Consider the following 13,086-nt stretch of genomic DNA (forward strand, 5'->3'; position numbering starts at 1 on the left):
AAAACGCGTCAAAACATCAAAGACTCTAGTCGGCCCTTGTGTCCGTAGCGAGATCATTCATGCCCCGCGATAACGACGATGACAATGCGCGCCCGCGTGGCCGGCCTGATCGGCCCTCTGGCGACAAGGGTAAACCCAGGGGCCGATCGGGCGCGCCGCGAGGCCCGGAAAAGAAGCTCGCCAGGCGTGGCTTGGCTGGCAAGTCCGATACCCGAAAGTCCGACAGAAGCGATGGTGATAAACGGCCCTATGCCGGCAAGTCCGATGGCGCGAAGGCTTCGGGCAAGAAGCCCTATGCCAGGCCGTATGCGGGCGCGGGCAAACCCTATGCGGGCAAGCGAGATGGCGCGACCGCGCGGCCTCGGTTCAATCGCGACGACGGCGGCGAGAAGCGTCCCTACACGCCACGCGGCGAGAGCTTTCGGAAAGACGGCGACCGTCCGCAGCGTGCGCGGCCGCAAGGTGATCGGCCTTATGGCGCGCGTCCGCCGCGCGAGGGTGGTGGCGAGAAACGTCCGTATACGCCGCGCGGGGATCGCCCCTTCGGTGACAAGAAGGCGTTCTCACGCGGTGGACCCGACCGTGGTCCGCGCGGACCGCGCAAGGAGTTCGGCGACCGGGAGGGGCGCGACAGAAGCGGCGACAAGCCGTGGCAGAAACGTGACGCCGGCCCGCGTGATGATCGCGGCGGGTCGCGACCGTCTCGTGACGGCGCGGGGCGTCCACGATTTTCGAAGCCACGCGAGGATCGCGTTGAGCGAGCTGCGGGCGCCGATCGCGGTCCCCGCAAGTTTGATCGTCCGCAAGGCGACCGTCCGCGTTATGACCGTCGCTCCGATGATCGTCCTCGCTTCGATCGCCCGCGACAGGATCGTCCCGACGGCGACCGTCCTCGTGGTGCCAGCAATGCCTGGCAGGAGCGCCCGCGCCGCGACGCTCGCGACGACCGTCCCCGTCGCAATGATCGTGACGATCGTCCGCGTCGTGACAATGAGGACGATAGCCAGGTTTTCGCAAAACGTCCGGCGTTCGGGGGACGCGGCGCCTATCGCGAACGCGCGCCTGAAACCGAGCGGCGCGGCGCGCGGGCCGAGCCGAAACCAAAGAAAGCCGGTGAACGCGTCGCGAAAGTGATCTCGCGCGCAGGTCTTGCCTCGCGACGCGACGCGGAGGAGATGGTCACGCAAGGCCGCGTTGCCGTCAACGGTCGTATCATCAACTCGCCGGCGCTCGATGTCATCGCGCGCGACGTCGTCACGGTTGACGGCGAGCCCTTGCCGGAGCGCGAGCGCACGCGGTTGTTCCTGTATCACAAGCCGCGCGGCCTGATGACGACCCATGCCGATCCCGAAGGCCGGCCGACGGTATTCGATCATCTGCCCGAAGGTCTGCCGCGCCTGATCAGCGTCGGCCGGCTTGACTTCAACACCGAGGGACTGCTGCTCCTGACCAATGACGGCGGCCTGGCCCGCGCGCTGGAACTGCCCGACACCGGCTGGCTGCGGCGCTATCGGGTCCGCGCCCATGGCGAGGTGACGCAGGCGCAACTCGATGCCTTGAAGAACGGCGTCGAGGTCGACGGCGTCAAGTATGGCTCGATCGACGCCACGCTGGAGCGCGATCAGGGCGCGAATGTGTGGCTGACCTTTGCGATCCGCGAGGGCAAGAACCGCGAGGTGCGCAACGTGATGGCGCATCTCGGGCTCGAGGTGAACCGGCTGATCCGTATCTCCTACGGGCCGTTCCAGTTGGCCGAGATCGCGGAAGGTGAGGTCGAGGAGGTGAAGACGCGCGTGCTGCGCGAGCAGCTCGGCGACAGAATCGCCGCGCTCGCCAACATGGATCTCGCCAGCGCCGCGGCCGAAGCCGGGGCCGTCAAGCTCGGCCGCGACGGCACGCCGCTGCGCTCCAAGAAAGACAACAAGGCGAGGGCCAAGCGTTCGCTGATCGAGGATCGCCAGGGCCGCAGCGTCGTGGTGCAGCGGACCGGCAGCGATGAGGCGCGGGCGCGCAACGAAGCGGAGGCCAATGGCTATGGACCGCCGCGCCGGCCGAAGCGCGGCTATCATGGCAAGCGCGACTTGACGCCGAAGGATGGGTAGGCAAATGCAATGAGCGCGCCTTTGCTCAGGGTGTCATGGCCGGGCTTGTCCCGGCCATCCACGTCTGTTCCTTCGCGGTCATTAAAAGACGTGGATGCCCGGCATAAAGCCGCGCATGACGATCTACCGGGTCTGCACCTGCGAATTGCAGGAAAAGCCTGATGCGTGTCGTCGGCGGGCGGCTGAAGGGCCGCAACCTCGCGTCGCCATCGACGCAGCAGATACGTCCTACGGCCGATCGGCTGCGTGAGTCGCTGTTCAATATCCTTGTTCATGCCTATGACGATCCGGTCGCGGATGCGCGCGTGCTGGACCTGTTTGCGGGCACCGGCGCGCTCGGCATCGAGGCGGTGTCGCGCGGCGCGAAGTTCACGCTGTTCGTCGATAACGGTGCCGAGGCGCGCGCTCTGCTGCGCAACAACGTCGAGGCTTTGGGGCTCGGCGGTGTGACGAAGGTCTATCGCCGCGACGCGACCTATCTCGGGCCCGCGCATCCCCTCATGCCGTTCTCGCTGGTGTTTCTTGATCCGCCGTACCGGATGCAGTTGGCCGAAAAGGCGCTCGGCTCGCTGCGCGACGGGGGCTGGCTGACCGACAAGGCGCTGCTCGTTGTCGAGGAGGCCAAAGCCGCTGGCTTCGCCGCGCCGGAGGGATTTCGCGAACTCGAACGTCGCGCCTATGACGATACCGAATTCGTGTTCCTACGGGCGGGTTAGAGCGTTTTCGAGCGAAGTGGATACCGGTTCGCGTGAAGAAAACGCGACAGAACAAAATCATAGAGCCCGCTTCTGATTCAATCAGAAGCGGAAAGGCTCTAGCTTCACCGCCGTCCGAAAAGCTTCTCGATATCGTCGAGCTTCAATTCCACGTAGGTCGGGCGGCCGTGATTGCACTGACCTGAATTGGGCGTGGCTTCCATCTCGCGCAGCAGCGCGTTCATTTCTTCCGGCTTGAAAATTCGTCCCGCGCGCACCGAGCCGTGACAGGACATCGTGGCTGCGACATGCATCAGCCGTCGTTCGAGCGGAAGCGTCTCCTCCCATTCCGTCATGTGGTCGGCGAGATCGCGCAGCAGCGCGGCCGCGTTGATCTTGCCGAGCAGCGACGGCGTCTCGCGCACGGCGACCGCGCCGGGCCCGAAGGACTCGATGGCGAGGCCGAATTTTTCCAGTTCAACTGCGCGGTCGATCAGCTTTTCGACGGTCGCCTCATCCAGTTCGACGATATCGGGGATCAGCAGGATCTGCCGTTGCACGCCGTCCCGCGCCAGCGCCGTCTTCAACCGCTCATAAACGATGCGTTCGTGCGCGGCGTGTTGATCCACGACGATCAGGCCGTCGCGGGTTTGCGACACGATGTAGGTTTCGTGGATCTGGGTGCGCGCCGCGCCGAGCGGCCGATCGACCAGATCAAGAGGGGGATGTGCGTCAAAGCGCACGTCGGCGCTGGGCGCGCCAACATCAAGCGCGGCCTGGCCGGCTTCGGCGAAGGCGGCCGCGGGCGGTCCGCCGCCCCATGGCCGCGCACCGGCAGGCGCGGCGGGCGATTGCCGCCAATCCCAATTAGCGGGGCGTGGAGACTCCGAGGGACGGAAAGCCGTGAGCACCGCGCCGTCGCTGTTCGCGGCGGTGCGTCGTCCCTCGCGCGCGAGACCCTCCTTCAGCGCATGCACGATCAGCGCGCGCACCAGCCCGGCGTTCCGGAACCGCACTTCCGTCTTTGCGGGATGGACATTGGCGTCGATCTCCCGCGGATCGGCTGTGACGAACAAAGCCGCCACCGGGTGACGGTCGCGCGGCAGGTAATCGGAATAGGCCGCGCGCACCGCGCCGAGGATCAACTTGTCACGCACCGGACGGCCGTTGACGAACAGGTATTGACCAAGCGCGTTCGCGCGGGTCAGCGACGGCGCGGCGGCGAACCCCTCGACGATCACGCCCTCGCGTTCGGCGCGTACCGGGATGGCGGCCGCGCGGAAGTCTCCGCCGAGAATGTCGCCCAGTCGCGTCAAACGTCCGGCCGCTCCGGGCAGCGCGGCCGTCCATGTCACCGGCGCGCGCTCTTCGCCTGCGAGGGTGAAGCCGATATCCGGCCGCGCCATCGCCAGCCGCCGCACAACCTCGCGGATCGCCTCGGCCTCGGTGCGATCGGTCTTGAGGAACTTCAGCCGCGCGGGCGTTGCGTAAAAAAGATCGCCGACTTCAACGCGCGTGCCTTGGGTCAGCGCGGCCGGAATGATCTCGGATTTTCGTCCACCTTCCACCGTGAGCGACCACGCATGCGGCTCGCTTGCCTCGCGTGTGGTGATGCAGAGTCTGGCCACCGCTCCGATCGAGGGCAGCGCCTCGCCGCGAAAGCCCAGCGTACGGATGCCCAGCAAATCCTCGTCGTCCAGTTTCGAGGTGGCATGGCGATCCACCGCCAGCGCGAGGTCGCCCTTCGCCATGCCGGCCCCGTCGTCGGTGACGCCGATCCGCCGCCGTCCCCCGCCGTCGGTGAAGACATCGATGCGGGTCGCGCCGGCGTCGATCGCATTTTCCACCAGCTCCTTGACGACGCTTGCCGGACGCTCGACCACTTCACCCGCGGCGATGCGGTTGACGACGGTCTCGGGAAGCTGGCGGACGGGCATGGCACGGCTCGATTCTGGCTACGGCCGAGTGTAAGCGTTCGCCGCGCCGATTGCATGGGGGCAAAACCGGATGCCCCGAATTGATATGTTTGTCCCTGCAGGCGAAGCCCTTGCCGCCATCATGCTCCCGCGACAGGCCCGGCCATGACAAGAATTAGGAGGGGCGTGCCTGAAGGGATTTCCAACGCTGGCCGATACCTAATCCTCCTCGGCCGCCCGCCCCCGTTTCGCCTTCACATCGCTGCGGCGCTTCTTGCCCGCCAGCCGGCGTTGCTTCGAGCCGAGGGTCGGCTTGGTGGCGCGGCGCGGGGTCGGCCGGATCGCGGCCTGGCGCAGCAATTCGATCAGGCGGTCGGTGGCGTCCGCGCGGTTGCGTTCCTGGGTGCGAAAGCGCTGGGCGTGGATGACGATCACGCCGTCCCTGGTCATCCGCTGCCCCGCGAGTTGGGCGAGCCGCGCGGCGATATCAGGGTCGAGCGTCAGGCGGCGCGTATCGTAGCGCAGCTGCGCGGCGGTCGAGAGCTTGTTGACGTTCTGGCCGCCCGGACCCGAGGCGCGAATGAAACTGATCTCGATGTCGTTTTCATCGATGACGATCGTGCGGGTGATCCGCAGCATGGCACTCACCAGGGCTTATCCGGCCCGCGAAAGCGTACAGTCTATAGCGTTTTCGAGCGAAGCATGTCCTCGGGCTTGACCCGAGGATGGATGACCTTGTTCGCGTGAAGAAAACGCGTCAAACAAAAAATCTAATGCGCGGCGGGTGGAGACACGGGCGGAGTTGCGGTCGGCTGCGTCTCCGCGGGTTGCGCCGCCGCCTGAGGCGAGCGCCCCACGACCACGGTGAGAAGTCCCTGTCCCCACAACCGCTTCGCGACGGCTTTCGCCTGGTCGAGGGTGACGGCATCGACGATGGAATTGCGCTTTTCGATGTAGTCGATCGGCAGATTATCCGTCTGATACTGCAACAGGCCGGTGGCGAGCTTCGATGAGGTATCGAGCTCCAGCATCTGCGACCCCTTCACATAGGATTTGGCTTCGTCGAGCTCTTGCTGCGTCGGCCCGTTCTCGGCAAAGCGCCGGATCTCGCTGTTGATGGCGTCGATGCTCTCGCCGGCCCTGTCGGCGCGGGTTCCGGTGGTGCCGGCGAATAGCGCCGAATGGTCCATCCACAGCAGAGATTGCGAGACGGAATAAGCGAGGCCACGCTTTTCGCGCACTTCGCGATACAGCCGCGACGACAGCGAGCCGCCGCCGAGAATGTGGTTGTTGATGTAGGCCGCCATGAAATCCGGGTCGTGACGCTTGACGCCGGCGCCTCCGAACATGACCACGGTCTGCGGCACGTCGAGCGGAACGAAGGCTTTTTGCGGCGGCTTCGCGGCGATGACGTCGGGCACGGGCCTGAGGTCGCCCTTCGCCGGCAGGCCTCCGAAGGTCTGATCCAGCATCTTTGCCAGAGCCGCCGGCTCGATATCGCCCACGACCGTGATCTTCAACTTGTCTCGCGCCACCACCCGCCGCACGTAATCCTTGAGGTCGTCGATCCTGATCGTCGGAACGCTTTCGAGCGTGCCGTGCGAGGGATGACCGTAGGGATGATCGCCGAATGCCAGCTTGAGAAATTCGCGGCCGGCGAGTGCGTTCGGATTGGTCGAGTTGCGGCGCAGGTGGGACAGGATCTGCGAACGGATGCGCTCGACATCATCGGCGTCGAAGCGCGGCGAGGTCAAAGCGAGCCGCAGCAGGCCGAACGCTTCGTCGCTGTGTTCCCTGAGCATCCGCAACGAGCCGCGGAGCCGGTCGCGCTGGATCGTGAAGCTGAGCTCGATGGCCCGGCGCTCCATCCGTTCACGAAAGGTCTTGGAGTTGAGATCCCCGGCGCCCTCGTCCAGCAGGCTGGCGACCAGATGGCCGACGCCCGGCTTATCGGGCGGGTCCTGCGCCGCGCCGCCCGCGAACGCGTATTCCATGGCCACCACAGGCACGGTGGCGTCCTGAACGAACCAGGCCTCGATGCCTCCGGGCGTCACCAGATGCTGGATTTTCGTCGCGGCGAAAGAGGGGACGGCGGCGAAGCTGATGACCGCGAAACATATGGCGGCGAGCAGGCCGCGCCCTGCACCAGTACCAAGGCGTCTCACGATCGTTTCTCCTCGCGCGCCGGCGTGGTGTCCTTGATGAGATACCCGGTGACCGAGCGCGTTTTGACCAGCCACTTCCGCGCGACGTCCTGAATCTGCGCGGCGGTCACCGCACGGATGCGGTCCGGCCAGTTCCTGATCTCGTCGACGCTCAATCCGACCGTGACGCCCGCGCCGTACCAGCGCGCCAGTGTCGTTTGACTGTCCTGAGCGTAGACCGCCTGCGCGATCAGCTGGGTCTTGACGCGCTCGAGGTCCTCCGCGGGGATCGGGTTCTTGATGAGATTTTCGATCACGGCATCGATGGCCTGCTCGATCGGAGTAAAGTCCGCGCCAGGCTTCGGCGCGACCGCGATCGCGAAATAGCTCGCATCGACAGCGGTGCCCTGATAGGTCGCGTTGGTGCTGACGGCGAGCTGCTTGTCGACGACGAGCGCGCGGTAGAGATAGGCATTGCTGCCGTCGCCGATCAATTGCGCGAGCACATCCAGCGCGGGACTTTCGCCCGCGGCAGCGGTGGTCGCGGAGGGCGTGAGGTAATAGCGCCGCAGCATCGGCTGCTCGACGCGGGCGTCCGCGAGCGTGACCGTCCGCGGCGCGACCGGGAGCGGCTCCTGCGGACGGATACGGGCGCTCGGAATGGCGGGCTGCGATGGCACCTGTCCGAACGTCTTCTCGATTTCAGGACGGATCTTCTGCGCGTCCACGTCGCCTGCGATCACCAGAGTTGCATTGTTCGGCGCGTAGAATCGTTTGTAGAAGGCCAGCGCATCTTCCCGCGTGAGCTTTTCGATCTCCTGGCGCCAGCCGATCACGGGGCGGCCATAGGGATGGTTGAGATACAGCGCCGCCATGATCTGTTCGACGAGCTGCGCATCCGGATTGTTGGCGACGCGCATGTTGTACTCCTCGAGTACGACATCGCGCTCGGGCAGCACGTTTTCGTCCTTCAGCACCAGGCCGGTCATGCGGTCGGCCTCGAACGCCATCATGGATGCGAGTTGATCGCGCGGTACGCGCTGATAGTAACCGGTGTAGTCGAAATTGGTGAAGGCGTTCTCTTCGCCGCCGATGCGCAGCACGGTCTGGGAGAACTCGCCGGCCGGATACCTGGCGGTACCCTTGAACATCAGGTGCTCGAGGAAATGCGCGAGTCCCGATTTGCCGGGCGTTTCGTCCGCCGAACCGACCTTGTACCAGATCATCTGGGTGACCACCGGCGTGCGGTGATCGGGAATGACCACGACCGCGAGCCCGTTGGCCAGCGTGAACGTGACAGGAGGCGGGGAGGTGACGGTCTGCGCCGGCGCCGGCGGCGAGGCCAGCAGGGCCGCAAGATACACGGCCAGTGCCGCGAAGCCGGGGAGGGCCACTCGTCGCGCCGCGATCATGGCGCGCACCGGCGGCAATTTGTCTGAGGGGTCACGTTACCGTCGATCCTTTGCTGGAGCCAATCCTTGCTGGAGTGCTTGCGTGAAGTGGACAGGGTTGACGTGGATACGTCAAACCAAAACGGCGATACCCCTTCAGATTCCATTCAAAGGAACGCTCCGGCGGGATTGAATTTGACCGCTCGTGCCCGTCCGGCAGCGCGTTTCCGCTCTGAACTGTCGAGAAACAGGATTTCGCGTCCGGTTCGCGTGAAGAAAACGTGTCAAACATCAAAGCAAGAGTCCGTTACCGTTTCCATGAAACGGTTAGGACTCTAGTACGTGCGTTCCTTGCCGGTGTTGACATCGGTATAGGTGTTGCCAAGGGCTTCCTTCGGACCGGTGCCGTAAGCGAAGTTCGGCGACGGGGTCTGATAGCCCACCGGCGGCTGCGTGAGTTTTTCACGCTCCGGCTCGCCTTTGAACGGGGCCGTCTCCGTCTTGTTGCCGCCGAACAGATTGCTGAGCTTGCCGACGAAGCCGAGCTTTGAAGGGCTGAGCGACGGATTATTGATCGAACTGCCCTCATCACTCCCCTGGTTCGTCTCGGCCCGCTTTGCGGCGGCCGAACCCTTGGCGAGCTTGCTGGGCAGGATCGATTGTCCGTTTTCCCAGGGCAACAGCAGCGTGCGGTCCTTCCTGGCGGCGGCAGCCTCCCTGCGACGCTGAACGTCGGGGTCCTTCGGCCAGTTCGGATCGCTGGTTTCGGTGGCGGCCAAGCCCGAGCCCGGCGGTGGCAATTGGGTGCTGGGCGGAATCACCAGCGGCGATCGCTCCCGGTACTCGATATCCGAGTTTTCCATGCTGGTGGCGCCGAGGCCCCGCATCACTTTCTTGATGATGCCTTCCTCGAAGGTGTTGTCGTCGTCCTGGGCATGCGCCATGCCGGCCGACAACACGACGGCGAGCCCCGCGGCAACCGTCGCCAGACGAGCGCCGCGCAGCAGCGTTGCCGCGGCCCCGAGCACATCCCAACCGTTTTGTTCGGTGTTGCGCATCGCGTTCATCCTGTTCAGCTTTTCAGCGGATCGCAGCAAAAGCCGCGCTACATCCGGGCAAGTTCCTATCGTCCGTGATCAGGGCGCTTTTGCGGCGGACGTCCCGATGAAGGAATCATACAGCAGGGCGATCACCCCGACAACGATCGCCACATCAGCAAGGTTGAAGATATACCAGCTATAGGTCTGACCGGCGTATTGCAGGTGAAACAGCGCGAAATCCATCACCGCGCCATAGGCGAAGCGGTCGATGGCGTTGCCGATGGCGCCGCCGATAATCAGGCCGAGGCCGATGGTGGCCATGCGGGTATGCGACCGCGCCATCCATACAGCCAGCAGCACCACCGCGAGAGCCTTGACCACGAGCAGGACCGCAGCGCCCACCGGACTGTCGGTCTGGAACCAGCCGTAGCTGATACCCGTGTTCCAGGCGAGCACCAGATCGAAGAACGGCGTGACCCTGACCGCGCCGCGACGGCCGATATCGAACGCGAACAGGAGCCAGAGCTTGGACGCCTGATCGGCGATCAGCGCCACGACGGCCGCAATGATGCCGGAGCGAACCGCCGGAGTCACACGGTGACTCCCAGCGCCTTCCACTCCCGCAGCGCCCGCGCGTCGCGCGGCGATACATCGGGGTACTCGCTGTCGCTGCCCACGGTCGGCAGGATCTTCCACGACCTGGCGCATTTGGCGCCTACGGCTTTCTCGACCACCACGGTGACGCCCTGGACGTTCGGCAGGCGGAACGCGTCGGCAGGGGCGTCGCCCTCGCGCACTTCAAAGTTTGACGTGATGCAGACCTCGGCAAGGTCGATGTCGAACAGCGTGCCGAGCATCGCGCGGTCGGCGACATAGACGATCGGCGAGGCCTCGAGAGAGGAGCCGATGCGCTTGGCGGCGCGCTCCAGCTCCAGCGCGCCGGTGACGACGCTGCGCACGGCGCGGACGGTCTCCCATTTCGCGGCCAGGGCGTCGTCCCGGAAATTGTCGAAGCTCTCCGGGAACAGCGTCAGATGCACGGACGGCTCCGCATCCGGCCGATACAGCCGCCACGCCTCTTCGGTCGTGAACGACAGCACCGGCGCCAGCCATTTGACGACCGCATCGCAAAGTTTGTCGATCACGGTGAGCGCCGCCTTGCGCGCCGGCGACGACGGCGGATCGCAATAAAGCGTGTCCTTGCGGATATCGAAATAGAACGCCGACAGTTCGGTGTTCATGAAGGCCGCGAGACTTGCGACGACGGTCTTGTAATCGAACTCGGCATAGGCGCGGCGCACCACCGCGCTCTGTTCCGCAAGCCGATGCAGCATCAGCCGCTCAAGCTCGGGCATGTCGGCGAACGCCACCGCCTCGCCGCGATCGAAGTGATGCAGCGTGCCGAGCATCCAGCGGATGGTGTTGCGCAGCTTGCGGTAGGTCTCGATGGTGTTCTTGAGAATCTCGGGGCCGATGCGCTGATCGTCGGCATAATCCGTCGCGCAGACCCACAGCCGCAGGATGTCGGCGCCCGAATCCTTGATGACCTTCTGCGGATCGACGGTGTTGCCGAGTGATTTCGACATCTTACGGCCGTTCTCGTCGAGCGTGAAGCCGTGCGTCAGCACCACGTCGTAAGGCGCGCGGCCACGGGTGCCGCAGCTTTCCAGCAGCGATGAGTGAAACCAGCCGCGATGCTGGTCGCTGCCTTCCAGATACATCACGGTATCCTGGCCGCCATCGGCCTTGCGCTTGATTTCCCTGAGGCCGGGAAAGTGCACCGCATCTTCCAGCACGAACGCGTGTGTCGAGCCGGAGTCGAACCAGACGTCGAGAATATCGTCGACCTTGGTCCAGTCCTCGCCCGCGCGATCGCCCAGGAAACGCTCGCGCGCGCCCTCGGCGTACCAGGCGTCCGCGCCTTCCTGCTCGAAGGCGTCGGTGATGCGCTGGTTGACGGCGTCGTCGACCAAAACTTCGGCGGAGCCATCGCCTTTCTCGCGCACGAACACCGCGATCGGCACGCCCCAGGCGCGCTGGCGCGAGATCACCCAGTCGGGACGGTTGGCGATCATGCCGGTGATGCGGTTCTGCCCGGCCGGCGGCACCCATCGGGTGACGCTGATGGCCTGCAAGGCGCGGGCGCGGAGGCTGGATGCCGAAGGCGTCGGGGTGGGGTGATCGACTGTCGCTTCACCCCCACCCGCCGCTGCGCGGCGACCTCCCCCCTCAAGGGGGAGGTGAAAAGGACGATCCATCGCGATGAACCACTGCGGCGTATTGCGGAAGATCACCGGCTTCTTGGAGCGCCACGAATGCGGATACTGGTGCTTCAAACGCCCGCGTGCCAGCAGCATGTTGCGTTCGACCAGCGCCTTGATAACGGCCTCGTTGGCGTCGCCCTTATTGCCCTTGTCGTCGATGACGCGTCGGCCTTCGAAGCCGGGGGCCTGCGTGGTCAGCGCGCCGTTCTCGTCCACGGTGTAGGGAATGGTCGAATTGATGCCGCGCGCCTCGAGTTCGCGCGCATTCGCCGTCCAGATATCGAAATCCTCGCGGCCGTGTCCGGGCGCGGTGTGAACGAACCCGGTGCCGGTGTCGTCGGTGACGTGATCGCCTTCGAGCAGGGGGACGGTGAAGTCGTAGCCGCCGGACAGGCCTTTCAGCGGATGCGCGCATTCCACCGCGTCCAGCGCGTCGGCTGGAATATTACGAAGCTTCTCGTAGGCCGTGACCCGCGCCTGCTTGAACACGTCCCCGGCGAGTTTGTCCGCGAGGATCAGAACATCGCCGGTCTTCGCCCAGTTATCGGCGGGGGCATCGGTGACCTTGTAAAGACCATAGGCGATCTTGTTCGAGAAGCTGATGGCGCGGTTGCCCGGCAGCGTCCACGGAGTCGTGGTCCAGATCACCACGCTCGCCTGCGCCAGCGCGCCGTGCGCCGGCGAGGTCACTGGAAATTTCACCCACACCGTGTCCGAGGTGTGATCCTCGTATTCGACCTCGGCTTCGGCCAGCGCGGTCTTCTCCACCACGCTCCACATCACCGGCTTGGAGCCGCGATAGAGCGTGCCGTTGGCGGCGAACTTCATCAGTTCGCGCGCGATCTGCGCTTCGGCCGGATAGGTCATGGTGGCGTAGGGATGATCCCAGTCGCCGACGATGCCGAGACGCTTGAACTGTTCGCGCTGCACGTTCAGCCAGTGCTCCGCATAGGCGCGGCATTCCTTGCGGAACGCGACCATCGCCGCGGGGTCCTTGAAGTTCGGCTTCGTCTTGCCCTTGGAGCGGTAGTTCTCCTCCTCGATCTTCCATTCGATCGGCAGGCCGTGGCAATCCCATCCCGGCACGTAGTTGGAATCGTGGCCCAGCATCTGCTGGCTCTTGGTGACGACGTCCTTGAGGATCTTGTTGAGCGCGTGGCCGATATGGATGCTGCCGTTGGCGTAGGGCGGGCCATCGTGCAGCACGAATTTCGGCCGCCCTTTCGCGCGCGCGCGCAACTGCCCGTAAAGATCGATATCGGTCCAGCGCTTCAGGATGTCCGGCTCGCGCTGCGGCAGCCCGGCGCGCATCGGAAATTCCGTCTGCGGCAAAAACAGGGTTTTGGCATAATCGGGGGCGTCGGTTTTGGCGACGGACTTCTGCGGCTTGTCGGACATAAGAACTTCTGGCTTTTGCTGAGTGGCGCGGAAAGGGGAGGCGATCCCGGTCTTGCGCCGAGCGAAGCTCAGGCGGAAGCCGGGCCGCTAATGCTTATGATGGTGCGCCGCGCAAACATGGAGCTTTCCATAGCAG

General features: G+C 65.0%; 9 protein-coding genes. 2 read left to right on the forward strand and 7 right to left on the reverse strand.

The window, feature by feature from the left end; all coding sequences use genetic code 11:
• Window positions 1-59: 59 nt before the first annotated feature.
• The gene (locus tag NWI01_RS02110) at window positions 60-2,102 is read left to right on the forward strand and encodes a pseudouridine synthase (RefSeq protein ID WP_141382257.1); all 2,043 of its coding nucleotides are present in this window, start codon (window positions 60-62) and stop codon (window positions 2,100-2,102) included.
• Window positions 2,103-2,263: 161 nt separating this feature from the next.
• On the forward strand, window positions 2,264-2,818 hold the full coding sequence (gene rsmD, locus NWI01_RS02115) for a 16S rRNA (guanine(966)-N(2))-methyltransferase RsmD (protein ID WP_141382259.1): 555 nt from the start codon (window positions 2,264-2,266) through the stop codon (window positions 2,816-2,818).
• 104 nt (window positions 2,819-2,922) lie between these two features.
• On the opposite strand, the gene mutL is transcribed toward rsmD, so the two are convergent.
• The 7 genes from mutL to ileS all read right to left on the reverse strand — a co-directional run bounded on the left by mutL (window position 2,923) and on the right by ileS (window position 12,950).
• Window positions 2,923-4,734, reverse strand: a complete 1,812-nt coding sequence (mutL, locus tag NWI01_RS02120; RefSeq protein ID WP_141382261.1) for a DNA mismatch repair endonuclease MutL — start codon at window positions 4,732-4,734, stop codon at window positions 2,923-2,925.
• Between the two features lie 198 nt (window positions 4,735-4,932).
• On the reverse strand, window positions 4,933-5,352 hold the full coding sequence (arfB, locus tag NWI01_RS02125; RefSeq protein WP_141382263.1) for an alternative ribosome rescue aminoacyl-tRNA hydrolase ArfB: 420 nt from the start codon (window positions 5,350-5,352) through the stop codon (window positions 4,933-4,935).
• A gap of 131 nt (window positions 5,353-5,483) precedes the next feature.
• Window positions 5,484-6,845, reverse strand: a complete 1,362-nt coding sequence (locus NWI01_RS02130) for a M16 family metallopeptidase (protein ID WP_244613611.1) — start codon at window positions 6,843-6,845, stop codon at window positions 5,484-5,486.
• 29 nt (window positions 6,846-6,874) lie between these two features.
• A complete protein-coding gene (locus tag NWI01_RS02135) occupies window positions 6,875-8,269 on the reverse strand; it encodes a M16 family metallopeptidase (RefSeq protein ID WP_141382267.1) in 1,395 nt (464 codons plus the stop codon).
• A gap of 314 nt (window positions 8,270-8,583) precedes the next feature.
• Window positions 8,584-9,306 carry a hypothetical protein gene (locus tag NWI01_RS02140; RefSeq protein ID WP_141382268.1) on the reverse strand — a complete coding sequence of 241 codons (723 nt, stop codon included), beginning with the start codon at window positions 9,304-9,306 and terminating at the stop codon, window positions 8,584-8,586.
• A 78-nt stretch (window positions 9,307-9,384) separates the two neighbouring features.
• Window positions 9,385-9,882 (reverse strand): signal peptidase II, encoded by a 498-nt coding sequence (lspA, locus tag NWI01_RS02145; protein ID WP_141382270.1) that lies wholly within the window; start codon window positions 9,880-9,882, stop codon window positions 9,385-9,387.
• Complete coding sequence (ileS, locus tag NWI01_RS02150) at window positions 9,879-12,950, reverse strand: isoleucine--tRNA ligase (protein ID WP_141382272.1); 3,072 nt, start codon at window positions 12,948-12,950, stop codon at window positions 9,879-9,881. The genes lspA and ileS overlap by 4 nt, the downstream gene beginning before the upstream one ends.
• Window positions 12,951-13,086 lie beyond the last annotated feature (136 nt).

Origin of the sequence: Nitrobacter winogradskyi, assembly GCF_006539545.1 — a bacterium.
Classification (GTDB): Bacteria; Pseudomonadota; Alphaproteobacteria; order Rhizobiales; family Xanthobacteraceae; genus Nitrobacter; species Nitrobacter winogradskyi_A.

Coding starts and splice junctions, on each gene's coding strand:
- rsmD (WP_141382259.1), top strand. CDS start 2,264: ATGCGTGTCGTCGGCGGGCGGCTGAAGGGCCGCAACCTCGCGTCGCCA.
- NWI01_RS02135 (WP_141382267.1), bottom strand. CDS start 8,269: ATGATCGCGGCGCGACGAGTGGCCCTCCCCGGCTTCGCGGCACTGGCC.
- ileS (WP_141382272.1), bottom strand. CDS start 12,950: ATGTCCGACAAGCCGCAGAAGTCCGTCGCCAAAACCGACGCCCCCGAT.
- arfB (WP_141382263.1), bottom strand. CDS start 5,352: ATGCTGCGGATCACCCGCACGATCGTCATCGATGAAAACGACATCGAG.
- mutL (WP_141382261.1), bottom strand. CDS start 4,734: ATGCCCGTCCGCCAGCTTCCCGAGACCGTCGTCAACCGCATCGCCGCG.
- NWI01_RS02110 (WP_141382257.1), top strand. CDS start 60: ATGCCCCGCGATAACGACGATGACAATGCGCGCCCGCGTGGCCGGCCT.
- NWI01_RS02140 (WP_141382268.1), bottom strand. CDS start 9,306: ATGCGCAACACCGAACAAAACGGTTGGGATGTGCTCGGGGCCGCGGCA.